25 protein-coding genes are annotated in these 23701 nt (G+C 66.1%); 14 read left to right on the plus strand and 11 right to left on the minus strand.

The features are described 5' to 3' along the window. Window positions 1-10 precede the first annotated feature (10 nt). The gene (locus AC1Q7Q_RS37645) at window positions 11-1582 is read left to right on the plus strand and encodes an acyl-CoA carboxylase subunit beta (RefSeq protein ID WP_492374181.1); all 1572 of its coding nucleotides are present in this window, start codon (window positions 11-13) and stop codon (window positions 1580-1582) included. Window positions 1583-1620: 38 nt separating this feature from the next. Beyond that, window positions 1621-1845 carry an acyl-CoA carboxylase biotin carboxyl carrier protein subunit gene (locus AC1Q7Q_RS37650; protein ID WP_492387285.1) on the plus strand — a complete coding sequence of 75 codons (225 nt, stop codon included), beginning with the start codon at window positions 1621-1623 and terminating at the stop codon, window positions 1843-1845. Between the two features lie 94 nt (window positions 1846-1939). On the opposite strand, the gene AC1Q7Q_RS37655 is transcribed toward AC1Q7Q_RS37650, so the two are convergent. Next, the gene (locus tag AC1Q7Q_RS37655; RefSeq protein ID WP_492375857.1) at window positions 1940-2374 is read right to left on the minus strand and encodes a universal stress protein; all 435 of its coding nucleotides are present in this window, start codon (window positions 2372-2374) and stop codon (window positions 1940-1942) included. A gap of 44 nt (window positions 2375-2418) precedes the next feature. Then, complete coding sequence (locus tag AC1Q7Q_RS37660) at window positions 2419-2637, minus strand: HP1242/YdcH family protein (protein WP_492375856.1); 219 nt, start codon at window positions 2635-2637, stop codon at window positions 2419-2421. Window positions 2638-3046: 409 nt separating this feature from the next. Here AC1Q7Q_RS37660 and AC1Q7Q_RS37665 point away from each other — a divergent pair, with 409 nt between their 5' ends. Together AC1Q7Q_RS37665 and AC1Q7Q_RS37670 are read left to right on the plus strand one after the other, a co-directional pair. Continuing rightward, complete coding sequence (locus AC1Q7Q_RS37665; protein ID WP_492375855.1) at window positions 3047-3499, plus strand: helix-turn-helix domain-containing protein; 453 nt, start codon at window positions 3047-3049, stop codon at window positions 3497-3499. 11 nt (window positions 3500-3510) lie between these two features. Further along, entirely contained in the window at window positions 3511-3810 is a 300-nt protein-coding gene (locus AC1Q7Q_RS37670) for a hypothetical protein (protein WP_459374808.1), read from the plus strand. A 92-nt stretch (window positions 3811-3902) separates the two neighbouring features. Here the strand turns inward: AC1Q7Q_RS37670 and AC1Q7Q_RS37675 are convergent, their stop codons facing one another. The 5 genes from AC1Q7Q_RS37675 to AC1Q7Q_RS37695 all read right to left on the minus strand — a co-directional run bounded on the left by AC1Q7Q_RS37675 (window position 3903) and on the right by AC1Q7Q_RS37695 (window position 9082). Then, a complete protein-coding gene (locus tag AC1Q7Q_RS37675) occupies window positions 3903-5144 on the minus strand; it encodes a CaiB/BaiF CoA transferase family protein (RefSeq protein WP_492375854.1) in 1242 nt (413 codons plus the stop codon). Next, a complete protein-coding gene (locus tag AC1Q7Q_RS37680) occupies window positions 5141-6004 on the minus strand; it encodes a MaoC/PaaZ C-terminal domain-containing protein (protein WP_492375853.1) in 864 nt (287 codons plus the stop codon). Before AC1Q7Q_RS37680 ends, AC1Q7Q_RS37675 begins: the two co-directional genes overlap by 4 nt. Before the next feature lie 4 nt (window positions 6005-6008). Further along, the gene (locus tag AC1Q7Q_RS37685; RefSeq protein WP_043357229.1) at window positions 6009-6923 is read right to left on the minus strand and encodes an SDR family NAD(P)-dependent oxidoreductase; all 915 of its coding nucleotides are present in this window, start codon (window positions 6921-6923) and stop codon (window positions 6009-6011) included. 86 nt (window positions 6924-7009) lie between these two features. Further along, window positions 7010-8011 carry a tripartite tricarboxylate transporter substrate binding protein gene (locus tag AC1Q7Q_RS37690; RefSeq protein ID WP_492375852.1) on the minus strand — a complete coding sequence of 334 codons (1002 nt, stop codon included), beginning with the start codon at window positions 8009-8011 and terminating at the stop codon, window positions 7010-7012. A gap of 78 nt (window positions 8012-8089) precedes the next feature. Next, window positions 8090-9082, minus strand: a complete 993-nt coding sequence (locus AC1Q7Q_RS37695) for a Bug family tripartite tricarboxylate transporter substrate binding protein (protein ID WP_492375851.1) — start codon at window positions 9080-9082, stop codon at window positions 8090-8092. Between the two features lie 193 nt (window positions 9083-9275). Here AC1Q7Q_RS37695 and AC1Q7Q_RS37700 point away from each other — a divergent pair, with 193 nt between their 5' ends. Beyond that, complete coding sequence (locus AC1Q7Q_RS37700) at window positions 9276-10178, plus strand: LysR family transcriptional regulator (RefSeq protein WP_150985207.1); 903 nt, start codon at window positions 9276-9278, stop codon at window positions 10176-10178. A 56-nt stretch (window positions 10179-10234) separates the two neighbouring features. Here AC1Q7Q_RS37700 and dinD read toward each other — a convergent pair whose 3' ends face one another. Further along, on the minus strand, window positions 10235-11077 hold the full coding sequence (gene dinD, locus AC1Q7Q_RS37705) for a DNA damage-inducible protein D (RefSeq protein WP_492375850.1): 843 nt from the start codon (window positions 11075-11077) through the stop codon (window positions 10235-10237). Between the two features lie 299 nt (window positions 11078-11376). Between dinD and AC1Q7Q_RS37710 the strand changes: the two genes are divergently transcribed. Both AC1Q7Q_RS37710 and AC1Q7Q_RS37715 read left to right on the plus strand, forming a co-directional pair. After that, window positions 11377-11664, plus strand: a complete 288-nt coding sequence (locus tag AC1Q7Q_RS37710) for a type II toxin-antitoxin system Phd/YefM family antitoxin (protein WP_492375849.1) — start codon at window positions 11377-11379, stop codon at window positions 11662-11664. Continuing rightward, the gene (locus AC1Q7Q_RS37715) at window positions 11661-11987 is read left to right on the plus strand and encodes a type II toxin-antitoxin system RelE/ParE family toxin (RefSeq protein WP_492375848.1); all 327 of its coding nucleotides are present in this window, start codon (window positions 11661-11663) and stop codon (window positions 11985-11987) included. The genes AC1Q7Q_RS37710 and AC1Q7Q_RS37715 overlap by 4 nt, the downstream gene beginning before the upstream one ends. Window positions 11988-12058: 71 nt before the next feature. Here AC1Q7Q_RS37715 and AC1Q7Q_RS37720 read toward each other — a convergent pair whose 3' ends face one another. The 3 genes from AC1Q7Q_RS37720 to AC1Q7Q_RS37730 all read right to left on the minus strand — a co-directional run bounded on the left by AC1Q7Q_RS37720 (window position 12059) and on the right by AC1Q7Q_RS37730 (window position 16007). Further along, window positions 12059-13390 (minus strand): TldD/PmbA family protein, encoded by a 1332-nt coding sequence (locus AC1Q7Q_RS37720; RefSeq protein ID WP_492375847.1) that lies wholly within the window; start codon window positions 13388-13390, stop codon window positions 12059-12061. Continuing rightward, entirely contained in the window at window positions 13387-14820 is a 1434-nt protein-coding gene (locus AC1Q7Q_RS37725) for a TldD/PmbA family protein (RefSeq protein WP_492375846.1), read from the minus strand. The genes AC1Q7Q_RS37720 and AC1Q7Q_RS37725 overlap by 4 nt, the downstream gene beginning before the upstream one ends. A gap of 128 nt (window positions 14821-14948) precedes the next feature. Continuing rightward, a complete protein-coding gene (locus AC1Q7Q_RS37730) occupies window positions 14949-16007 on the minus strand; it encodes a tripartite tricarboxylate transporter substrate-binding protein (RefSeq protein WP_492375845.1) in 1059 nt (352 codons plus the stop codon). A 356-nt stretch (window positions 16008-16363) separates the two neighbouring features. Here AC1Q7Q_RS37730 and AC1Q7Q_RS37735 point away from each other — a divergent pair, with 356 nt between their 5' ends. The 7 genes from AC1Q7Q_RS37735 to AC1Q7Q_RS37765 all read left to right on the plus strand — a co-directional run bounded on the left by AC1Q7Q_RS37735 (window position 16364) and on the right by AC1Q7Q_RS37765 (window position 23676). Then, window positions 16364-17533 carry an acyl-CoA dehydrogenase family protein gene (locus AC1Q7Q_RS37735; RefSeq protein WP_150985202.1) on the plus strand — a complete coding sequence of 390 codons (1170 nt, stop codon included), beginning with the start codon at window positions 16364-16366 and terminating at the stop codon, window positions 17531-17533. A gap of 11 nt (window positions 17534-17544) precedes the next feature. Continuing rightward, window positions 17545-18744: a CaiB/BaiF CoA transferase family protein gene (locus AC1Q7Q_RS37740; protein WP_492375844.1), complete on the plus strand. Its 1200-nt coding sequence runs from the start codon at window positions 17545-17547 to the stop codon at window positions 18742-18744. 127 nt (window positions 18745-18871) lie between these two features. Then, window positions 18872-20251: an MmgE/PrpD family protein gene (locus AC1Q7Q_RS37745; RefSeq protein WP_492375843.1), complete on the plus strand. Its 1380-nt coding sequence runs from the start codon at window positions 18872-18874 to the stop codon at window positions 20249-20251. Window positions 20252-20282: 31 nt separating this feature from the next. After that, window positions 20283-21119: an HpcH/HpaI aldolase/citrate lyase family protein gene (locus AC1Q7Q_RS37750; RefSeq protein WP_492375842.1), complete on the plus strand. Its 837-nt coding sequence runs from the start codon at window positions 20283-20285 to the stop codon at window positions 21117-21119. A 29-nt stretch (window positions 21120-21148) separates the two neighbouring features. Further along, window positions 21149-22003, plus strand: a complete 855-nt coding sequence (locus tag AC1Q7Q_RS37755) for an HTD2 family dehydratase (protein WP_492375841.1) — start codon at window positions 21149-21151, stop codon at window positions 22001-22003. A gap of 76 nt (window positions 22004-22079) precedes the next feature. Beyond that, window positions 22080-23054, plus strand: coding sequence for a tripartite tricarboxylate transporter substrate binding protein (locus AC1Q7Q_RS37760; RefSeq protein ID WP_492375840.1), 975 nt, complete (start codon window positions 22080-22082; stop codon window positions 23052-23054). Window positions 23055-23160: 106 nt separating this feature from the next. Beyond that, window positions 23161-23676: a MaoC family dehydratase gene (locus AC1Q7Q_RS37765; protein WP_492375839.1), complete on the plus strand. Its 516-nt coding sequence runs from the start codon at window positions 23161-23163 to the stop codon at window positions 23674-23676. The last annotated feature ends 25 nt before the right edge of the window (window positions 23677-23701 follow it).

Below are 23701 nucleotides of genomic sequence, written 5' to 3' on the forward strand. Positions count from 1 at the left end.
AGCAGACAGAATGAACGTACACAACCGTGCCGAAGAGCTTGCCCTGCGCAAGGCACAGGCGGCCCAAATGGGCGGCGCCGACAAGCTGGCGCGCATCAAGGCACGCGGCGCGCTCAACGCGCGCGAACGCGTCGAGGCGCTAGTGGATGACGGCAGCTTCTTCGAGATCGGCATGCTCAACCACTCCGACGTGTCGGGCATGGAAGGCAAGACACCCGCCGACGGAAAAATCTGCGGCGTGGGCCGCATCGACGGCCGCCCCGTCGTGGTCAAGGCCGACGATGTATCCGTGCTAGCCGGCACCGGGGGACGCATCGGCAGCAGGAAATCGCGCCAGCTCGTCGCGCTCGCGCTCGACAAAGGCTATCCGATCGTCAACCTGGGCGAAGCCGGCGGCGCGCGCCTGCCTGATATCCAGGGCGCCGACGGCCTCAGCTCGATGACGGTCGGCACCAGCCTCGCCCGGCGCGTGCGCCGCGTGCCGATGGCCGCCGCCATTCTTGGCGAATGCTTCGGCAGCCCGTCGTGGCATGCGGCCTTCGCCGATTTCGTGGTGCAGGTCAAGGGCAGCTGCATGGCGGTGTCCGGCCCACGCGTGCTGGAAATCGCCACCGGAGAAAAGGTCACCAACGAAGAGCTGGGCGGCTGGCAGGTGCATGCGCGCACCACCGGTCTGGTCGACCGCGTGACCGACGACGAGGCTGGCTGCCTGGAGACAATCCGCAAGTTCCTTGCCTACCTGCCCTCGCACGCGGGACAACTGCCCCCGCTGCAGTCTCCGCGGGAAACCGCCGAGCAGGCCGAAGCCCGCCAGCTCGACATCGCCCGCCTGGTACCGGATTCCCCGCGGCGCGCCCACGATATGCGCGAGCTGGTCCGCACGCTGGCGGACGACCGCGAGATCCTTGAACTCAAGCCCGAATTCGACCGCAGCGTGATCACCTGCCTCGCGCGCCTGGACGGGCAGACGGTGGGCATCATTGCCACCAACCCGACCTACTCGGCCGGCGCCATGGGCCCGGACGGCTGTGACAAATGCACCAGCTTCATCTGCCTGTGCGACTCCTTCAACATCCCGCTGATCTTCCTGCACGACACGCCCGGCTTCTTTGTCAGCCGCGCGGCCGAGCAAAAGCGCATGCCCGGCAAGATCATCAATTTCGTCGAAGCGCTGGCGCTGGCAACCGTGCCGAAGCTCTCGGTGGTGATCCGCAAATCGTACGGCATGGCCTATTCCAATCTGGCTGGCGCCGGCATGGATGCGGACTTTGTTTTTGCCTGGCCGGGAGCGGATATCAGCTTCATGTCTCCGGAAGTGGCGGTCAATGTGATTCGGCCAGCGGAACGGCACGACGCCTCGGACGGGGAGCAGGCCGACGAGCGCGCCGAGAAGGCAAAGCTGTATGAAGAACTGCGCAGCGCTAGCGCACCATGGCGCGCCGCCGGCCTGGGCTACCTCGACGACGTGATCGCGCCCGAGTCGACGCGCAGCACACTGATCCGCGCCCTGGCGCTGGCACGCGGCGAGCGCAACGGCGGCATCGGCGAGCATCTGCTGGCGGCATGGCCGACCAACTTCTGAACCACCCTATTTTCTCGAAACGCACAGGAACAACGACTATGGCAGCCACCCGCATCGAATCGATCGTCACCGGCAAGGTCTGGAAGATCGACAAACAGAAAGGCGACGCCGTCGCGCAAGGCGAGGCCATCATGGTGATGGAATCGATGAAGATGGAGATCCCGATCGAGTCGCCGGTGAGTGGGCGGGTCGGGGAGATCAGCGTGGCGCAGGGGGATAGCGTGAATGAGGGGGAGGTAGTGGCGGTGGTGGTTGGGGAGTAGCAACACCAGCTCACACGAGGGCGATCCAGCGGCATTGGCCTTGCGGCACGCGGCGCCTCGCCCGCAAGCGGACGGGCGCCATGCCGTGCCGCGCTCAGCGGAACACCAGCACCGGAATATCGCTATGCGTCAGCACCTTCTGGGTTTCGCTGCCCAGCAGCAGGCCGCTGATGCCGCGCCGCCCATGCGAGGCCATGAAGATCACGTCGCAGCCTAGCTCCTTCGCCATGCCGATGATGCCCCGATAGGGAGCGGACGCAATGGACGTGGCACCCGCACATGGCACGCCGGCCAGTGCCGCGGCCGATTCCACCTTGGCCAGTTCCTCGCGCGCCGCCGCCTCGATGCGATGCTCGAAGACCGACTTCTTCTCATGGCCCGCGTCGCTGGACATCAGGAACGGATACTCCTCGAGGCACATATACGGAGTCAGCTTGGCGCCGGTCGTCCGCGCGAACTCGACGGCCGCCGGGAAGGCCTTTTGCGAGAGTTCCGATCCGTCGATGGGGAGCAGGATATGTTTGAACATGGGATGGCCTTTCAATTGGCAGATTGGCGGATTTGAAATTGGCTTCAGGAAGCCGAGACCTTGCGCAGGATGACGTAGAGCTGGTCCTTCAGGAGCAGCTTTTCCTTCTTGAGGACCTCGATGGCGGTGCCATCTGCGGGAACCGTGCCCGCCTCCATGTTCTTGATCTCATGGTCCAGTTCGTTGTGGCGGGTAAAGAGCCGCGCAAAGTGGGCGTCCTGGGTCTTGAGGATGGATATCTGATCGCGGAATTCAGGAAACATGGGCCTCACCTTGGGTGGGAGTTGGAAGGCTGGGGAGTTCAGGGACATTGTGCCGGTAACCAGGCACACGAGGCTTGATATGGATCATGTCCGGTGGGCTGGGAACCCGGCGGGGGCACCGTTCTTGCCGGCAGGCCTTATCCCGGGCGTAGCCATGCCTGATTGCAATTGACCGGCCGTCCATGGCAACAAAAGTTTTCTGGACGTCACGGGAATAGCGCCTGATAGTTCGATCTAAAAACAAAGAGACCAGCCTCGATCCATGGGCAGAAAGATGCACGCGACTCCACGGGACTTGCAAATTATCGGAAATAACCAATAATAATGAGGTGCCTTGTCTTATCGACACGAACGCCGCCCGGGCAGAGCGCCATGCGAAGGAACGTACCTGGAAGCAAAGGAGCGCATCATGGCCAAAGATGACAAGAACGTTTTGAATCCCGATTCGTTCGAGAAGTTTCGCAAACGGGCTCTCGATAAGCCTGAGACACGCCGCGCCTATCTGGCGGAAGTGCAGAAGCTCGACGAAGATCCCGATACGCGGTTTGCGATGGCTGGCCGGGTCGGAAGCATCCTGCGCGCCGCGCGCCAGAAGAGCGGCAAAACACAGGCGCAGCAATCCGCCGACAGCGGCATGCTGCAATCCGAGATCAGCCGGATCGAGAACGGCGGCGGTTCGCTCGGACCCTCTATGGAAACGATCGTGAATTACGCTCACGCGCTCGACATGGAGGTCGTATTGATGCTGAAGCCGCGCGAAGCCAAACTGCCTCTTGAACTGGTCGAGCCTGCCGATGAGTCAGCCGATGAAGCGAAGGCCGTGTCGGATATGAGCAGGGTACGGCTGTGGGGTGTCTTTTGATTGCGCACGCAATGGCGAATTTCTTCGGGCACTGGACGGAGATCGTCATCGAAGGCATGACCTTGCTCAGCGTCATTCTGATCTGGCGTCCCGCCGCGCGCATGACCCGGCGCCTCAGGGGCGCAATGATCGCCAAAGGCATACCGAACGACCTGGGGGTTGTCTCCGACAAGGCGCGATACCAGCGCAAGGCGTTTGTAGCCGCCGCACTGTCGTGGGAGCCACGAGACAGCCAGCAGCTGATTTGCGGGCTGCTGCTCGCCATCGTGGTCTCGGCCGTCAAGATTGGCCTGATGCTGTTCGGGTCCTGACGGCTGGCGGCATCTTATGCGCCGCCGTCCGCAGGCCGATGGTACGCACCCCGGCGGCTGCACCCGGGTAACGCGTACCGCCGGAACCGGCCTCAGATCAAGCCTTGTTCGCGCAGGGCCGCGATCCGCGCTGCCGACATGCCCAGCACGCCCGAAAGCACCGCCTCGGTATGTTCGCCCAGCCGCGGGGGCGCCGCGTCGTACCGCACCGGCGTGGCCGAAAGCCGCAACGGACTCTTCACCGTGGGACAAACCCCGCCATCGCTGCGCACCATATCCACCTGCAGTTCACGGTACCTGACCTGCGGATCCTCCAGCACCTGCGCATAGTCGTTGATCGGCCCGCAAGGAATGCCCTCGCGTTCCAGCGCTTGCACCCAATGCGCGGTCGTGCCCGTGCGCATATGGGCTTCGAGCAGCGGCACCAGCACATCGCGATTGACGATGCGGCCAGTGCCGGTGGTGAAGCGTTCGTCCGTGGCAAGGTCCGGACGCGCCACGCCCCGGCAGTACCCTTGCCATTGCCCGTCGTTGCCTGCGGCCACGATCATGTAGCCGTCCGCCGTGGCAAACACGTGGTACGGCACCATGTTTGCATGCGCGTTCCCGAAGCGCTGCGGCGTCTTTCCGGTGATCTTCTGCGCCAGGATTGGCGTCGCCCCGACCGCCACCACCGCGTCGAGCAGCGCCATGTCGATCCGCTGCCCCTCGCCGGTACGCTCGGCATGGCGCAGCGCGGCCAGCACGGCCACGGTGGCATACATGCCGGTGAGCATGTCGACCACGGCCACGCCGACCTTTTGCGGGCCGCCGCCGGGCAGGTCGTCGCGTTCGCCCGTGATGCTCATCAGCCCGCCGATGCCCTGGAAGATGAAGTCGTAGCCGGGCTTGTGCGCGCTCGGGCCTTCCTGGCCGTAGCCGGTGATGGAGCAATAGACCAGCGCCGGGTTGATGGCCTTGAGGCTGTCGTAGTCCAGGCCGTAGCGCTTCAGGTCGCCAACCTTGTAGTTCTCCAGCACGATTTGCGATTTCGCCGCCAGCTCGCGCACGATGCTCTGCCCTTCGGGGCTGGCGATATCGAGCGTGACCGAGCGCTTGCCGCGATTGGCGCCAGCGTAGTAGGTGGCATCGCGCGAGGGCTTGCCGTCGCCGTCGGGCAGCCAGGGAGGGCCCCAGGAGCGGGTGTCGTCGCCCACGCCGGGTCGCTCTACCTTGATCACCTCGGCGCCGAGGTCGGCCAGGTTCTGGGCGCACCAGGGACCGGCCAGGATGCGCGAAAGATCCAGCACGCGTACGCCGTCAAGCGCGCTCTTCATGGTTGTCGTTGTTGTCATGCGCGGAACTCCGCTACGCCGTTGCTGAGCACGGTGACGTCGCGCGCGGGCACGCGGGCGTCGAACAACACGCGGCCGCCGCCTTCGCGCCACATGCGCACTTCGAGGGTTTCGCCGGGAAATACCGGGCGGGAAAAACGCACATTGAGTTCGAGCAGCTGATCGCCATCGCCGTTGGCGAAGGTGTCGACCAGCGCGCGCGCCGCCACGCCATAGGTGCACAAGCCGTGCAGGATGGGTGCGTCGAAGCCCGCCACGCGCGCCACTTCCGGATCGGCATGCAACGGGTTGGGATCGGCATTGAGACGATACAACAACGCGGCCTGCGGCATGATCGCCTGGCTGCGAGCCGCATCCGGCGCGCGGGCCGGCGCTGCCGGCAGTGCTTCGGGCGCGGTATCGCCATGGCCAAAGCCGCCATCGGCGCGGCAGAAGGTGGTGTGGTTCACGGTGGCCAGTTCGGCACCGGTGGCCGCATCCACCAGCGTGCGCTCCACGATCACGAGCGCGCCCTTGTCGGCCCCTTTGTCGATGACATGGGTCACCCGTGCCCGCGCACGCACGGTGCCGGACGCCGGCAGCGGACGGTGCAGGCGCAGGCGCTGCTCGCCGTGGACGATGCGCACCCAGTCGATGCCGCTCTTCGGGTCCTGCATCCAGAAGCCGGGATAGGCCAGTACCACGGCCTGCGTTGGAAAGGCCTTGAGCTGCGCTTCATAAACGTATTGCAGCTGGCGCGGATCGGTGGGCTGCTCGCCCAGGCCAAGACCCAGCGCGTAGAGGATGGAGTCCTTCTCGCCGTAGGTTTGCGTGACCTGCGGAAAGTCCCAGTTCTTGATGCGGTTGTAGTCGAGCGGCATGGCGTCAGATCGGGTCCCAGCTGATCACGTCGGGCGAGCGCTCGAGCTTGAAGAAGCTGTTGCGCATGGCGGGGATGGCGATCTCGGCAATGGACTCCGGCGTCCAGCCTTCGCTCATGTGGACCGAGCGCACCGGGCGCGGCTGGCTCATCAGCATGATCTCGTTGGCGCGCACGGCAAAGATCTGCGCGTTGACTTCATGCGCGGCATCGCTGGCGAGGAAGGCGGCCATCGGCGCGACCTTGTTGGCTTCCATCTTTTGCAGCTTGGCGACACGCGCCTTTTCTTCCGGGGTCTCGGAGGGGATCGAGCTGGTCATGCGGCTCCAGGCGAACGGCGCGATGCAGTTCGAGCGCACGTTGAAGCGGGCCATGTCCAGCGCGATCGACTTCGACAGCGCGGCAATGCCAAGCTTGGCAGCCGAGTAGTTGGCCTGGCCCAGGTTGCCGATCAGGCCGGAGGTGGAAGTCATGTGCACATAGGCGCCGCTCTCCTGATCCTTGAAGTGGTTGGCGGCGGCGCGGCTGACAAAGAACGTACCGTTGAGGTGGACGTCGATCACCGAGCGCCATTCTTCCTCGTTCATCTTGAAGAACATGCGGTCGCGCAGATTGCCGGCGTTATTGACCACGGCATCGATGCGCCCGAAGTTGTCGATCGCGCATTGCACGATCGCATTGGCACCCTGCCAGCTCGATACGCTGTCGGTGTTGGCTACCGCAATGCCGCCGGCGGCGACGATCTCGTCGACTACGCGCTGCGCGGGGCCGGCATCGCCGCCTTCACCGGTGAGCGATACGCCGATGTCGTTGACCACCACCTTGGCGCCGGCCTTGGCCAGTTCCAGCGCTACGCCGCGCCCGATGCCACCACCCGCGCCAGTCACCAGCGCTACCTTGCCTGCCATCACTCCACTCATGCTCATACTCCTGTCTACACGTTTGTTTGCTCGGCGGCCTGGCACGCGCCAGGCCGGATATTGGTTGATCTCTTTTGGTTGATCTCTTATTCCAGGCGTGCGCCCGATTCCTTCACGACCTTGCTCCAGCGCGTGATCTCCGCATCGATATGCGCGCCCAGCGCGGCCGGCGTGGAACCCACCGGCTCATAGCCATTGGATGCCAGGTTCGCGCGCAGGTCGGGCTGGGTCAGCACAGCCGCGATCTCCTTGCTGAGCCGCTCGACAATGGCGCTCGGCGTGCCGGCCGGCGCCAGCACCGCATACCAGCCGTTGATATCGAAGCCCGGCACCCCGGCCTCGGACAGCGTGGGCACGTCCGGCGCCAGCGTGGCGCGCCTGGCGCTGGTCACGGCCAGCGCCTTGAGACGGCCGCTGCGGATATGCGGCATCGACGTGGAAATGCTGTCGAAGGTCAGCTGCACCTCGCCAGCCAGCATGGCGTTGACCACCTGCGCGCTGCCCTTGTACGGCACGTGGGTCATCTTGACGCCGGCCAGGCTGTCGAACAGCTCGCCGGCCAGGTGGCCCGTGTTGCCGTTGCCCGCGGAGGCGAACGTGAGCTGCCCCGGCGCAGCCTTGGCCGCGGCGATCAACTCAGGCACGGTCCTGGCCTTCAGCGAGGGGCTGCCGGCCAGGATCAGCGGCAGGTTGGCCACCAGCGATACCGGCGCGAAATCCTTGCGGGTGTCATACGGCAGCTTGGGATAGAGGCTGGCATTGATGGCGTGCGCGGCCAGCACCACGATCAGCGTGTTGCCGTCCGGCTTGGCGCGCGCAAGTTGCTGCGAGGCAATGGTGCCGCCGGCGCCCGGCCGGTAGTCGAGCACCACGGGCTGGCCCAGCCGCTCCTGCAGCTTGGCCGCCACGGGGCGCGCCAGCAGGTCGGCGCTGCCGCCCGGCGGATAGGGAATCAGCAACTGGATCGGCTTGTTGGGCCAGGTGTCGGCCAGCGCCGAAGCGCTCGCGCCCAGCAGCCCCGCCGCGAGCGGTGCAATCAGCACGGCCTGTAGCCATGACCTGCGGTGGCGCGCTTTCAGTGCTTGCATGCCTTGCCCTCTCGTTGCGTTGCGTTGCGTTGCGTTGTGATGTGGTGTGGTGTTGCGTGCCGTGCCTCGGGCTCGCCCTCATTGCTGTGGAATGCCGGTGTCCTTCACCACCTTGGCCCAGCGCACGCGCTCCGCGTCGATGAACCTGGCGAAATGCTCGGGCGTATCGCCGCCCGGCACACCGCCGAGATCGGCCAGGCGCGTTTTCACTTCGGGCTCGGCCAGGATGCCGGCCACCGTCTTTTGCAGGCGCGAGACCACCGCGGCCGGCGTGCCCGCCGGCGCCACCAGGCCGAACCATGCGGTCACCTGGAAGTCGTCAAGGCCGGCTTCCTTCATGGTGGGCACGTCGGGCAACTCGGCCACGCGCGTGGCGCTGGTCACCGCCAGCGCGCGCAGCTTGCCGGACTGGATATGCGGCAGCGAGCTGGGCAGGTTGTCCACCATCATCGTCACCTGCCCGGCGACCAGGTCGGCCACGGCCGGCGCGGCACCCTTGTATGGCACATGGATGATGTCGATGCCGGTGCGCTTCTTGAACAGCTCGCCGGACAGGTGCACCGATTGCCCGGTCCCCGACGAGGCAAACGAGAGCTTGCCCGGCTGGGACCTGGCCAGCGCGACCAGTTCCGCCACGTTGCGGGCAGGCACCTTGGCGTTGACCACCAGCACATTGGGCACCGAGACCACCATGGTGATCGGCGCGAAGTCCTCGGCACGGTAGGGAAGTTGCTTGTACAGGCCGTAGTTGATGGCATTGGGGCCGATATTGCCCATCATCAGCGTATAGCCGTCTGGCGCGGCCTGGCGCAGTGCCTGCACACCGACAATGCCGGCCGCGCCGGCACGGTTTTCCACCACCACGGGCTGGCCCAGCAGCTCGGAGAGGCGCTTGCCGACCAGCCGCGAGGCGATATCGGTGGTGCCTCCCGCCGCCGCGGGCACGATCAGGCGCACCGGCTTGTCCGGATAGTCGGCTGCGGCAGCGCCGCCCATGGTGGCCAAGGTAGCCACGCCCAGCATGGTGGCCACGCCCGCCAGCCTGCTTGCGCTGTAGCGCCGAACTGTCATGTGTCGTCCTCCTAGGTGGCTGCGCGGCGGCTCGGGTTTCGCGCCGCCTTTGCGCAAGGCAAGCCGGTAACCGCCCGCGCAATACGAACGAGCCGGCCTTTATGGTTCTCTTGCCACGCCGAATACGATAAATTGACGGCGGGGACATTGCTATTCACGATTGACAAAAGAGGCCTTTGGCCCAGCGAAACACATGCATTACGACCTGACCGACCTGCGCCTGTTCCTCAACGTCGGCGAGACCGAAAACCTGACCCGCGCCGCCGAGCGCAGCTTCCTCTCCCTGCCCGCCGCCAGCACCCGCATCAAGCAACTGGAAGAAGCCTTCCAGACCCAGCTGCTGATCCGCCAGGTCAAGGGCGTGCGCCTGACGCCGGCCGGCGACGCCCTCTTGCGCCACGCGCGCGAAGTGTTCCGCGAACTGGAGTGCCTGCACTCGGACCTGCGCCCCTACGCCAAGGGCGTCAAGGGCCGCGTGCGCCTGCTGGCCAACACCACCGCCACCAACTCCTTCCTCGCCACCGCGCTGTCGCGCTTCCTTGCCGAGAACCCGGACGTGGATATCGAACTGGAAGAGCAGCTTTCCCAGGCCATCGTCTCGTCCATCAGCGCCGGTGCGGCGGACCTCGGCATCGTCGCCGGCGAGGTCGCCACCAATGACCTGGAGGTCATGCAGCTCTGCAGCGACGAGCTGATCGTGATCGCGCCGGTCAACCACCCGCTGCCGCAATTCACCAGCCTGCACTTTGCCGACCTGCTGGATACCTGCCGCTTCGTGGGCCTCAACCAGTTCAGCGCCATCCAGTCCTTCCTGGACCGCATCGCCAGCGGCATGGGCAAGCGCATCAGCCTGCGCATCCAGCTGGGCAGCTTCGACGCCGTGTGCCGGATGGTGGAGGCAGGGGCAGGCATCGCCATCGTGCCAAACAGTTGCGCGCGGCGTTATGCCAGCCGCAAGGTGCTGCGGTTTATTCCGCTTGAGGATGAATGGGCCAAGCGCGATCTGCGTCTGGTGCGCCGGCCGGGGCGGGAGTTGCCGCAGTTTGCGGAGACGTTGATTCAGTATTTGACGGATGCGGCGCGGGAACCGGTTTGACAAAGGAGCGGCCAGCCTGGGACTGGTCCCGTCATATCGGGCATCGATACCTCAGTTCATTCTTTGACCTTCTTCTTCCTGTCGCGCTCTAGCTGCTTGATGCTTTCCTTGGGTGTCGGCAGGGTTTCCGGCATGGTGCCACCCAACTCGGCAATGGTCTGGCGTACTTTCTTGCCAACCTCGAAATGCGTCTGGTTGGCCTGTTGCTTGCCACGCACCAGGTCTCGCCGCAACTTGTCTTCAGTCTGTGTGGCGCGGAATAGGTTCGCCGCAAGCTCGGTACTGCCCATGTGGTCAAGAATCTTCTGACTCTTCTTCAAGCCCTTGATGGCGTGAATGTCCTTGGCCGCTCTACCGCCGTACAGCCCCTTGTAGCCATGATCCTGAAAGATCGCGTAATCCAGGGGCGTCTCGACGCCCGCGCCCCTGGCCGCCGCCGCCAAGTGTTTATTGTGAGCTGCAAGCTCGTTGCGGATCGCCAGCCGCTTCTCATCTTCGGTTAGCCGCGCGAAGGCCTCGTCGTCGCGAAGTTCCTGCCGACGGGTCTGCAAGGCAAAATAGGTCTGGCCATTCGCGATGACCGGCTTGCCGGGGTCACCGTTCTGGACGATCAGGTAGCAGGCATAGCGCGAGAGGCGGATATCGGCGATCTGTCGCCTGGCCCCCGAGCCGATCCCGACCATTTCGAGGATGTCCTCGAAATGGTTCGCCACCGGCTGGCCGCTGTTGCGGCAGGCCTCCCTTGCACGATCAATGACCGGAAGGAAGTGTCGGTACTCGGAATACTCCAGCACCCTGGCCAGTTGGCGCGCCACCCAGAATTCGTTGCCCTCGGCATCGGACTGGCGCAGCCCCTCGAAGGTTTTGTGATGTTGCGCGGCAATACGCTTGCCAGTCATGAATCGCTCCTCCCGCTGTCCATCAGCGTCTCTGTAGCAAATACTCGATCATGCCCCGGATCGCCATCAAGAAATGTCCAGAATTTGTGAACAACGCGGTGAGCAGGTCCAAGCGACCAGGCCATAACCGCGAAAGTAACTAATACCCGCGGTGACCAGAAAGTTGACACTGAAGCTCCGAGCGCACCAGTGGCAGCTGCGTTTTGCGGAAAGCGCAAGCTGGGCGGGGGAACGACACTGTTCGCAAAGTGGACGCCGGACCGAATTCGAACTATATTCAGTCACCCCATTCCCTCCACATGGCCCCCGTGAAACTCTCAAACATCAAGCCAATCAGCTTTCTGAAAAGCGATGCGGCCCGTATCGTCACGGAACTCAGCGAGACGCGCGAGCCTTTGATCATTACCCAGAATGGCGAGGCCAAACTCGTCGTGCAAGACATTGCCAGCTATGAAGCGCAGCAGCAAACCATCGCGCTATTGAAGATCCTGGCGCTCGGCGAGAAAGAGATCGCGCAGGGCAAGGTGGCAACGGCGGCAGACGTCTTTGCTGAACTGGATCGGCTGGACGAACAAGACGGCGCATGAAGGTAGTCTTTCTCGAATCCGCCAAGCAAGACTTGCTCGACCTTAGGCGCTATCTGGTCAGATTCAAACCCGAGGGGACCTGGCTGGCCGTCAAGAGGCAGATTCAGGAGAAGGTGGCGTACATTGCCGAGTTTCCCGCATCCGGTACTCGCCCCGACGAGCTGGCAGGCTTCGCGGATGGCTTCAGGCAACATCTGACACATCAGCAGCGAATCATTTACAGGATCGCTCCCGACACCGACACCGTCTACATCCACATCATTTGCGGGCAAGTCCAGGACTTCGAGGAATTCCTGAGCCAGCGGCTTACGAGGCCATGGTGACTCAGCCCTTTTGCGTTCGAGGATGCAGTTTGGGCAAGGCTGAGGAGCCAGTGCGCCAGCTCCTCATTGGCTCAGAGCGTCAACGTTAGTTTTCCGGTCAGCGCACCTGGCAACAGCGCCGAATCGGTCTGCCGCTCGCCATAGGTATTGCTCGACACGCGCAACTGCCGCTCGCTGGTCAGCGCCTCGAGGTGCTCGCCCAGGAAGCTATAGATGCTGTCGTCAAAGCGCATCGTGCCAAGCGGTGCCTGGATGCGGCCATCTTCCACCCAGAACGTGGCGAAGCGCGTCATGCCGGTCATGCGGGCCGCCGGCGCGTCGGACCAGTTGAGATACCAGAGGTTACCTATATAGAGGCCCGTGCCGAGCGCCGCGAGCACCTCGTCCTGCGCGAGCTTGCCAGCCGCCATGGCAAGGGCCTGTGGTGCCTCACCGGCACTGGCGGAATTGGCGGCGAGATCATACTCGCGAGCGCTGCGTGGGTAGACCAGGCGGCCAGCAGGCAGCCCCGCTTGGACGAGCGTCACGTCGCTGCGTGGAATGCCTTCCGGGCCGAAGGCCGGAGCCAGCGTGCCGCTCGCGCGCTCGTCCAGGTCAAGCAAGTGGCTAAGCCGGGCGCCGCCATCGTACAGCCGCTGCAGCGGGCTTTCCTTCTGCGCCAGCGCGCGGGCCGAGAAGCCGCCCCAGGAACACATGCCGAGGACTTCGTCGAGGGCGGCGGGGGCCAGGTAGGCCCGGTAGTCGCCAGGCGGCAGCACGCGCTGCGGCTTGCCCAGGTGCTCCAGCTGCCGGCGCGCTTGTGCAAAGCGGCTGGCGAACTCGGCAGCGTCCCAGCGCGAGCCCGCGTAGTCGGCCTTCACCGCCTGGCCGTTCTCGTGGAACAGGCTCCAGTCGAAGTGGAAGCCCTGCGCGGCATGCCAGCCGAAAGCGCCGAAGCTGCTGGCGAAGCCACGGTAGAGCGGGCCGGCGGCATAGATGCCGACCAGGTCGAGCCCATGCGCGGCCGCTTCTATCTGCGCGAGCACTTCTGCGGTGTCCGGCGGCGCGGCTGCATCGGCCAGCGTGCGCTGCCAGGGCTCTCGCTCCAGCATCAGGTAGGGGTCCGGCTGCAACTGGCCGATGGCCTCGCGCAACTGCAGCAAGCCGTCGGCGAGGCGCTGCCGATCGGTCGCGGGATCGCCCGAGAGCGCGACGGCGATATTGGCGTGGCGCTCGTCGCGGATCAGCTGGAGCCGCGCCGTGGCCTGCCGCACCTGTCCGGCCTGGCGCACCTTCGCGCGGTTGAAGCGGATGAACTCGGACGCCTCCGCGCTGTACCACAGCGTGAAGGCTTCGCCCTCTCCCAGCGCCTTGCGCACATCCTCGGCCAGTGCCGCAAACAACGACTGCGCATCCGCCATCATGCGGCACCTCCAAAGACTTCCACTTGCTTGAACATACAGGCCGGCGAAGCATGGCCGACGCGCACCACCTGGTTGGGCTCGCCCTTGCCGCAGTACGGCGTGCCGTGCACCTCGAAGGTACTGGCATCGCCAACGGCGGCCAGGCTGCGCCAGAAATTCGCGGAAACGCCGCGATAGTTCGGGTTCTTGACCACGCCCTTGAGCTCGCCGTCCTCGATCAGGCGCCCCCATTCGCAGCCGAACTGGAACTTGTTGCGCGCATCGTCGATGGACCACGAACGGTTGGACGACATCAGGATGCCGCGTTCGATGCCACCGATAAGTTGCGCCATGGTGCGGTCGCCCGGCTCCAGGTTGAGGTTGGCCATGCGATCGATGGGCGGGCGGTTCCAGTTGCAGGCCCGGCTGTTTGCCACGCCCGGCAGCCCGCTGCGCCATTGCGACAGCGCGCCGCCCAGCGGGCGCAGCAACAGGCCATCCCGGATCAGGAAGGCCTTCTGCGCGGGCTGGCCTTCGTCATCGTGGCCATAGCTGGCCAGTTCCTCGGGAATGCCCGGGTCGAAGCTGATATTGAGCAGGTCCGAGCCGTACTGGTAGCGGCCGAAGTCCTCCAGCCCGATAAAGCTGGTGCCAGCGTAATTGCGTTCGTCGCCGAGGATGCGATCCAGTTCCAGCGGATGGCCGATGGATTCGTGGATCTGCAGCATCATCTGGTCCGGCATCAGCAGCAAGTCGGTAGGGCCGCTCGGCGCATTGGGCGCCAGCAGCAACTGCAAGGCTTCGTCCGCCACCCGCGATGCGGCGCCAGCGAAGCCGAGCCGCGCGATGACCTCCGCCCCGCCCTGCTGGCCGCTGCCGAAGCCGCCAAAGCTGCGGGTCTGGCTGTCGCTGCCGTCGAAGGCGGTCACGCTGATGCCGGGATAGACGAAGCGCAGCGCCTGCCATTGCTCGGCGCCTGCGCTATTCAGGTAGAGCTGCTCATGGCGCTGGTGATCGAGATAAACCAGCCAGTTCACCAGCCGCGGATCGGCGGGCACGCTGGCGGACACCGCCGCCAGCAGGGCGAAGCGTTCGGCCAGCCCGGGAAACGCGCCATGCCAGCCGGGGGATTCGTAGCGGGCCTGGCCTTGCGGCGGCTCCAGCCCGCGCAGGTCGACCAGGCCACGCCCGGCGATCCGCCGGGCGAGTGCCTCGGCGCTGTCGAGCGCACGCTGCAAGCCGGCCACGCTGAGATCGCTGGTGGCCGCGTAGGCCTCCACGCCATCCAGGCGCACGCTGAGCATGGCGCCCATGTCCTGCATGAAGGACGGCGGCTCGGCGACGCCGCGCCGCATCACGCAGTGCTCGCCGGTCTGGCGCACGAGGCGCAGCGAGTGAAACCCGGCGCGGGTGGTTAGCGCAGCGAAGTGCTGTCTGGCGCGATCGAACAAGGGGGGCTCCCGGATCCGTAGTGGAAGAGCCAGTGCTGGCGCGATCAGCTTCAGCCGATGGGCCAGCACTGGCGCATGGATCCGGAAATCTTACTATCTTTGCGCTGCGGCGATCCCGCGCCCGGCGCTCAATCCGCCTTCACCCCCGCCGCCTTGATGATCGGCGACCATTTCTCGATCTCCGACTTCAGCCAGGTGCGCAGCCCTTCCGGCGTCTGCTTGTCCTCCGGCACGATCTCGGCGCCCAGGTCCGCCAGCCGCGCCGCTACCGCCGGATCCTTCAACGCGGTGCGCAAGGCGCCGTTGAGCCGGTCGATGACCGCGGGCGGCGTGCCGTGCGGGGCATAGATGCCGTGCCAGACCTTGACCTCGAAGCCCTTGAGCCCACTCTCGGCTAGCGTGGCGGTGTCGGGCAAGGCCTTGATGCGCGTGCTGGTGGTGACGCCGTAGAGCTTGACCTTGTCGGCCTTGATATGCGGCAGGGTCTGGGTGGTCTGGTCGCACAGGATGTCGACCTGGCTGCCCAGCAGGGCGGTCATCGCGGGCGCGGTGCCCTGGTAGGGAATGGCAGTGAGCTCCACGCCGATGGCTTTCTGGAACAGCATGCCGCACAGCTGCGAAACCGCGCCCAGCCCGGCATTGGCCAGGTTGACCTTGCCCTGGTTCTGGCGGATATAGGCTATCAGCTCGGGCAAAGTCCTCGCTGGCAGGTCATGACGGCCGAGCAGGGTCATGGGCACGTCGGCCACCTGGCCGACAAAGCTGAAATCCGTCAGCGGCTTGTAGGGGAGCTTGCTGTACAGCGCCGGCGCGGTGGCCATGCCGTTGTGATGGATCAGGATGGTGTAGCCGTCCGGCGCGGCCTTGGCCACGTAGGCGGCGGAGACGGTGCCGCCGGCGCCGAGCCGGTTTTCCACCACCACGCTCTGGCCCAGGGTCTTGGACATGGCCGCGGCCATGGTGCGCGCCACCACGTCGGTGGGGCCGCCCGCGGCAAAGGGGACCACCATGGTGATCGGCTTGGTGGGGTAGGCATCGGCGGCGCGCGCCGGGGCAGGTGCGGTGAGTGCTGCTGCCGCGCCCAGCGCGGCGAGCGCCGTCCAGCGCCATGGTGCCTGGGCCCGCTTCGCCTGCGCTGCGTGTTCGCTGCCGCCCTGCCCGTGCCGCTGCTGTTTGCTGCCTGCCATGTCTTTTGTCTCCATCGTGGTGGATTGGCCGGGTTATGCCGGCTAGCGCCCGCCCGCGTCGGCCTGTGCGGCCGCGCAGCGTTTTCGCGTTATTGTTTCCGGCAAGCGTGGCGATAAAGCGACGCATATGCAATACGGATTTCCCTAAGGGTGGGCAAGGCCGGCCAGAAGCCACCGGGCGCCGGCGAGTGCGCGCGGCGCCGCCCCAACCCGTGCTGTGCCCGCCCGGCCTGCTTCCGGGGGCGCTAAGCCGCTCTTTCGCAAATCCGAATTACCGCACGGCAGGCCCTCGGGAATAATGGCCGCAAGCTAAATCCCATAACGTCCATATAACGTCCATACCGGGGCCCCTTTTCATGTTCGCAGAACCATCGCACGACCAGCCGTATCCCGACATCCGCGAAGCCGTGCGTGCCCTGTGCACCGGCTTCGATTCCGCCTACTGGCAACGCGTGGAAGAGCAGAACGCCTTCCCCGAAGAGTTCGTGCAGGCGCTGACCAAGGCCGGCTGGCTGTCCGCCCTGATCCCGGAGGAATACGGCGGCTCGGGCCTGCCGCTGACCGCCGCGTCCGTCATCATGGAGGAGATCAACCGCACCGGCGGCAACTCCGGCGCCTGCCACGGCCAGATGTATGTGATGGGCTGCCTGCTGCGCCACGGCTCGGCCGAGCAAAAGCAGCGCTGGCTGCCGGGCATCGCCTCGGGCGAGCTGCGCATGCAGTCGATGGCGGTGACCGAGCCCACCACCGGCACCGATACCACCAAGCTCAAGACCACCGCCGTGAAGAAGGGCGACCGCTACGTCATCAACGGCCAGAAGGTGTGGATCTCGCGCGTGCAGCACTCGGACCTGATGCTGCTGCTGGCGCGCACCACGCCGCTGGACCAGGTCAAGCGCAAGTCGGAGGGGCTGTCGGTGTTCGTGGTGGACCTGCGCGAGGCCATCGGCAAGGGCCTCACGGTGCGGCCGATCCGCAATATGGTCAACCACGAGACCAACGAACTGTTCTTCGACAACCTGGAAATCCCCGCCGAGAACCTGATCGGCGAGGAAGGCAAGGGCCTCAAGTACATCCTGGACGGCCTGAACGCCGAGCGCATCCTGATCGCCTCCGAATGCGTCGGCGACGGCTACTGGTTTATCGAGCGCGCCAGCAACTATGCGCGCGAGCGCATCGTGTTCGACCGCCCGATCGGCCAGAACCAGGGCATCCAGTTCCCCATCGCGCGAGCCTATGTGAACGTGGAAGCGGCCAGCCTGATGCGCTACAAGGCCGCCGCGCTGTTCGATGCCGGCAAGCCCTGCGGCAAGGAGGCCAACATCTCCAAGCTGCTCGCGGCCGATGCGTCGTGGGAAGCGGCCAACGTCTGCCTGCAGACGCACGGCGGCTTTGGCTTCGCCGCCGAATACGACATCGAGCGCAAGTTCCGCGAGACGCGCCTGTACCAGGTCGCGCCGATCTCCACCAACCTGATCCTGTCGTATGTGGCCGAGCACGTGCTCGAGCTGCCACGTTCGTTCTGAGGGCCGCCCCCATGCTTGCTACGCACCAGGGCATCCGCCCGCTCGATGGCATCCGCGTCGTCTCCCTCGAACACGCCGTGGCCGCGCCGTTCGCCACCCGCCAGCTGGCCGACCTCGGCGCCCGCGTGGTCAAGGTGGAACGCCCCGGCGTGGGCGATTTCGCGCGTGGCTACGATGAGACCGTCCATGGCCAGGCTTCGCACTTCGTCTGGCTCAACCGCGGCAAGGAGAGCCTGACGCTCGATCTCAAGCAGGACGAGGCGCAAGCCGTGCTGCACCGCCTGCTGGCCGACGCGGACGTACTGGTGCAGAACCTCGCGCCCGGCGCGGCTGCACGCATGGGGCTGGATTTCGACACGCTGCACCCGCGCTACGGCAAGCTGATCGTCTGCGATATTTCCGGCTACGGAGACGCCGGCCCCTATCGCGACAAGAAGGCGTATGACCTGCTGATCCAGGCGGCCGCCGGCCTGATCGGCATCACCGGCGGCGCGGATGAGCCATCGCGCGCGGGGATTTCCATCGCCGACATCGCGGCCGGCATGTATGCCTATAGCGGCATCCTCTCCGCGCTGCTGCAGCGCGGGCGCACCGGCCAGGGCCTGCGCGTGGAGGTGACCATGCTGGAGGCGCTGACCGAGTGGATGAACTACGCGCTGTACTTCGGCCACTACGGCGGCAACGCGCCGGCGCGATTTGGCGCATCGCACCCGGCCATCGCGCCGTATGGCGTGCACCGTACCGGCGACGGCGGCAGCGTGATCTTCGGGTTGCAGAACGAGCGTGAATGGCAAGCCTTCTGCAACAAGGTGCTGGCGCAGCCGGCGCTGCTCAAGGACGAGCGCTTCGCCTCCAACTCGGGGCGCGTCAAGAACCGCACCGAGCTGACCGCGTTGATCGAAGCGCGTTTCGCGCCGATGACGGTGACGCAGGTCGAAGCGCTGCTGGACGACGCGCAGATCGCCAACGCGCCCATGAACGATATCGAGGCCGTGTGGAACCACCCGCAACTGGCCGCACGTGGACGCTGGCGCGAAGTGGCCAGCCCCGGCGGCCCCATCGGGGCGTTGCTGCCGCCGGCCAACCTGTCGGGCGTGGAACCGGTGATGGGCGACGTCCCGGCGCTGGGCGCGCATAGCGCGGCCATCCTGGCCGAGCTGGGTTACGGCGCGGGCGAGATTGCCAGGATGACGGACAGCAAGACGATTTGAACAACAGCACGAAGCCATGACGCCAACGCGCAGCCTCGCGCAGGCGTGACTCCCCTCTCCCACTGGTGTGGGAGAGGGGAGGAACAGAAAGACAGACCACCACCCCAGAACACCGCCCGGAGCCGGCATGAGCCAAGCCACTGACCACACCTACCCTACCCGCCAGCTGTGCGAATTCCTGGCCCGCTTCACGCTGGCCGACGTGCCCGCAGACGTGGTTGCGCGCACCAAGGACCTGTTCCTCGACTGGATTGCCTCCGCCATCGCCGGCAAGGATGCACCGGCGGTACGCAAGCTGCAGGAGTTCGTCGCCGCGATGGGCCCGCAGCAGGGCCCGGCCGAGGTGCTGGTGGATCGCCGCCGCACCTCGCCGTACTTTGCCGCGCTGATCAATGGCGCTTCCTCCCACGTGGTGGAGCAGGACGACGTGCATAACGGCTCGGTGCTGCATCCCGCCGCTGTAGTGTTCCCCGCCGTGATCGCTGCCGCGCAGGCCGAAGGCAAGAGCGGTGCCGAAGTGCTGCTGGCGTCCATCGCCGGCTACGAGGCGGGCATCCGCATCGGCGAATTCATGGGCCGCTCGCACTATCGCGTGTTCCACACCACAGGCACCGTCGGCACGCTGGCGGCCGCCGCCGCTGTCGCCAAGCTGTATGGCATGGACGCTGAGGGCATCAACCAGGCGCTCGGCTCGGCCGGCACGCAGGCCGCCGGCCTGTGGGAATTCCTGCGCGACGCCGCGGACTCCAAGCAACTGCACACCGCCAAGGCAGCTGCCGACGGCCTGATGTCCGCCTGGATCGCACGCGCTGGCTTTACCGGCGCGAAGCGCATCCTGGAAGGCCCGCAGGGCATGGCCGCCGGCATGTCCAGCGACGCTAACCCCGCCGCCCTGACCGACGGCCTGGGCGAGCGCTGGGCCACCGCCGAGACCTCGTTCAAGTTCTTCGCCTCGTGCCGCCACACGCACCCGGCGGCCGATGCGCTCAAGGACCTGATGCTGCGCGAGAAGATCAGCGCGGACCAGATCGCCAGCGTGACCGCCCACGTACACCAGGGCGCCATCGATGTGCTCGGCCCCGTGACCGACCCCAAGACCATCCACCAGGCCAAGTTCTCCATGGGCACGGTGCTGGGCCTGGTAGCGGTGCACGCGCACGCCGGCCTGGGCGAGTTCGAGGACCATGCGCTGCAGGATGCCAAGGTGGCTGTCTTCCGCGACAAGGTGGAAATGGAACTCGACGACGAGATCAATGCCGCGTATCCGCGCCAGTGGATTGGCCGCGTCACGGTCAAGACCACCGACGGCCGCACGCTGCCGGGCCGCGTGGACGTACCCAAGGGCGATCCGGGCAATACGCTGTCGCGCCCTGAACTCGAAGCCAAGGCGCTGCAACTGGGCGCGTTCCGCCACGGCGCGAGCGAGGCCGAGATGCGCGCCATCATCGCCCGCGTGTGGGCGCTGGAAACACAGGCGAACGTCAACGACTGGCTGCCCACCGCCTGATAACGTGGCCAATCCTACCGAGGCTCGCTCCATGTCCGCCGTCACCACCGCCATGACCTATCTGTTCGTGCCGGGCGACCGGCCCGAACGCTTCGACAAAGCCGCGGCCGCCGCGCCCGATGCGCTGATCCTCGATCTCGAGGACGCCGTGCATCCGGACGCCAAGCCGGCCGCGCGCGCGGCTATTGCCGCGTGGCTGCTGGAACGCGGCGCGCAGGCGCAAGCCTATGTGCGCATCAACGACGCCAGCTCGGCGGCCTTTGCCGCCGACATGGCGTGGCTGCGCGCCCTGCCGCCCGGCGCACCGCTGGCCGGCTTGCTGGTGCCTAAGGCAGAAGACCCGGCCGCGCTTGGCGAGATCGCCCGGGCACTGGCGCAGGTCAACCCGCAGGGCCGCCTGGTAGCGATCATCGAGAGCGCGTGCGGCCTGCACGGCATTGATGCGGTCGCCACCGCGCAAGGCGTGTCGCGGCTGGCCTTTGGCTCACTGGACTTCGCCGTGGACCTGGGTTGCGCCCATACCCGCGAAGCGTTGCTGATGGCGCGCTCGCGCATTGTGCTGGCTTCACGCGTGGCCGGCCTGCCGCCGCCCGTGGATGGCGTCACCACCGCGCTCAAGGACGAAGCCGTGCTGGCCGACGATGTAGCCCACGCGCGCGCCCTCGGCTTTGCCGCCAAGCTGTGCATTCATCCGGCCCAGCTTGCCGCGGTGCGCGCGGGCTTCCTGCCCACGGCCGAGCAACTGGACTGGGCGCAGCGCGTGCTGGACGCCACCGCCAGCGGCAGCCACGCGGTACAGGTCGACGGCAAGATGGTCGATCGTCCTGTCATCGAACAGGCCCGGCGCATTCTCGCGCTGGCAGGCTAACCCCGCACCGAACCCGCGATCACCCAGCCATGACCCAACTCGAATCCCTGCGCACCTGGATCGGCCGCAGTGAAAGCCGCACCGAGACGCTCGCCCCGGAACCCGTGATCGGCCTCGCGGCCACGCTCGACCTCGACGGCGGCGCGCTGGTGCGCGGCCCGCTGCCGCCGCTATGGCACTGGCTCTACTTCCTGCCGCGCGCCCCGCAGCGCGAGCTTGGCCAGGACGGCCATCCGGCGCTGGGCGGCTTCATGCCGCCGGTGCCGCTGCCGCGCCGCATGTGGGCCGGCGGCGAACTGGATTTCCGCAAGCCGCTGCGCGTGGGCGATACGGTGACGCGCACCTCCACCATCCGCAATGTCGAGCACAAGAGCGGGCGCAGCGGAGAGCTGTGGTTTGTCACGGTGGAGCATGTGCTCACGGTCAAGGGCGAGGTCGCGCTGACCGAGCGCCAGGACCTGGTCTATCGCGCCATGCCGGAGCCGGGGCAGCCACTGCCCGCGCGGCCGCGCCTGGCGCACCAGGTGCAATGGCAGCGCCAGTTGCGCGCCGACCCGGTGATGCTGTTCCGTTTCTCCGCGCTCACCTTCAATGGCCACCGCATCCACTACGACCACGACTACGTGCGCGACGTGGAAGGCTACCCCGGCCTGGTCGTGCACGGCCCGCTGCAAGCGATGCTCACGCTGGACCTGCTGGCGCGCGAGATGCCCGGCGCCACGGTACGCCGTTTCGGCTTCCGCGGGCTGGCCCCGATATTCGATCACGACACGGTGACGGTGGGCGGCGCAGCCGATGCCGGCACGCCAGGCAAGGTCACCTTGTGGACCGGTGACGATGCCGGGGGCCAGGCGATGGACGCATGGGCCGTGGTGGAGCACTGACCCGCGCAAGGACAGCAACAACGATAACAACGACAACATCGGGATCGAAGGGAACAACAGCAAGAGGAGACTTCCGATGCATGCAGTCCGCAATCCATGGCGCGTAGCTAGCGCCGCTATCGTTCTAGGCTGCGCCACGCTGGTCCAGGCGCAGTCCGCTCCCACCTATCCCACCCGCCCGGTCACGCTGATCGTGCCCTATGCGCCGGGCGGCACTACCGACGTGGTAGTCCGTCAGTTTGCCGTGGCCTTGCAGAAGTCCCTCGGCCAGACCGTGGTGGTGGACAACAAGCCGGGCGTGGCCGGCACCATGGGCGCGCTTGCCCTGCGGCAAGCGAAACCCGATGGCTACACGCTGTCGATGATGCCGGTCACCGTATTCCGTCAGCCCTTCATCCAGAAGACCGCCTTTGACCCGGCACGCGATTTCACCTACCTGTCGCGCATCACCGGCTATACCTTTGGCGTTGTGGTGCCGGCCAATTCCCCGTGGAAGAACTGGAGCGATTTCCTGCGCGATGCGCGCGCCAGGCCGGGAACCGTGAGCTACGGCTCGCCGGGCCAGTACAGCTCGCCGCACATCACCATGATCGAGCTGGTGACCAAGGAAAACCTCACCGTCAACCACGTGCCCTTCAAGGGCGATGCCGACTGCCTGAACTCGCTGATGGGCAATCATGTGCAGCTCTGCGCCGCCGGCAGCGCCGCCGGCACGCTGGTCGATGCGGGCAAGTTGCGCTGGCTGAATCTATGGACGGCGCAGCGCTCCCCGCGCTGGCCCGACGCGCCCACGCTGCGCGAGCTCGGCTATGACATCGTCTCGAACTCGCCCTACGGCGTGGCCGGGCCAAAGGGCATGGATCCCAAGGTGGTCAACATCCTGCAGGATGCGCTGCGGCGCGCCGCGGAAGATCCCCAGCATCTGGCCGCGCTCAAGCAGCAGGATCAGGACCTGATGTACCTGGACAGCGCCGGCTACACCCGCTTTGCCCTGCAGCAGATCGCGCAGGAGAAGGCGCTGGTGGAGCGGCTGGGCCTCAAGCCGGATTGACCGGATTGACCGGATTGACCCTGCACCCGCGCTGCGCCAGGCCATGGCGCAGCGTGGTTTCTTCTGCTGGCGCGCTGCTTCGCGCCACCAACCCCGACACCCATCGATGACCATCAAGCCATCCACAGCGAACCCCGACGCGACGAGCTTCGACCCGCGCGCCCACCGCATGTGCGAACAACGTTATTTCGACGATTTTGTGCCCGGTGAACGCTTTGTGCTGCCCTCGCGCACCATGACCGAGGCACTGTTCGCCGCCTTCCAGCTGGCGAGCGGCGACAACCACCCGGTGCATTACGACGCAGAGTATTGCCGCGCCCACGGCATGCCGCACATGCTGGCGCACGGCTACCAGGTGCTGATCCAGACGGCGGCGGGCGCCGGCCTGTTCCCGCATATGGTGGAGGAATCGCTGAAGGGGTTTCTCGACCAGAGTAGCCGTTTCCTGCATCCGGTCTATGTGGGCGATACGCTGTACAGCGCGCTGGAAGTCAGCGAGCTCGCGCCGAACCGCACCACCGGCGTGCTGACCTTGCGCTCGACGGTGCATAACCAGCACGGCGTGCTGGTGCTCGACGGCTTGCAGCGTTACCTGCTGCGCAAGCGCGCACCGGGCGCCTGAACGGCGCCGCGCTCCCCTCTCCCGC

This window comes from Cupriavidus sp. GW823-FHT07A04 (assembly GCF_058794615.1).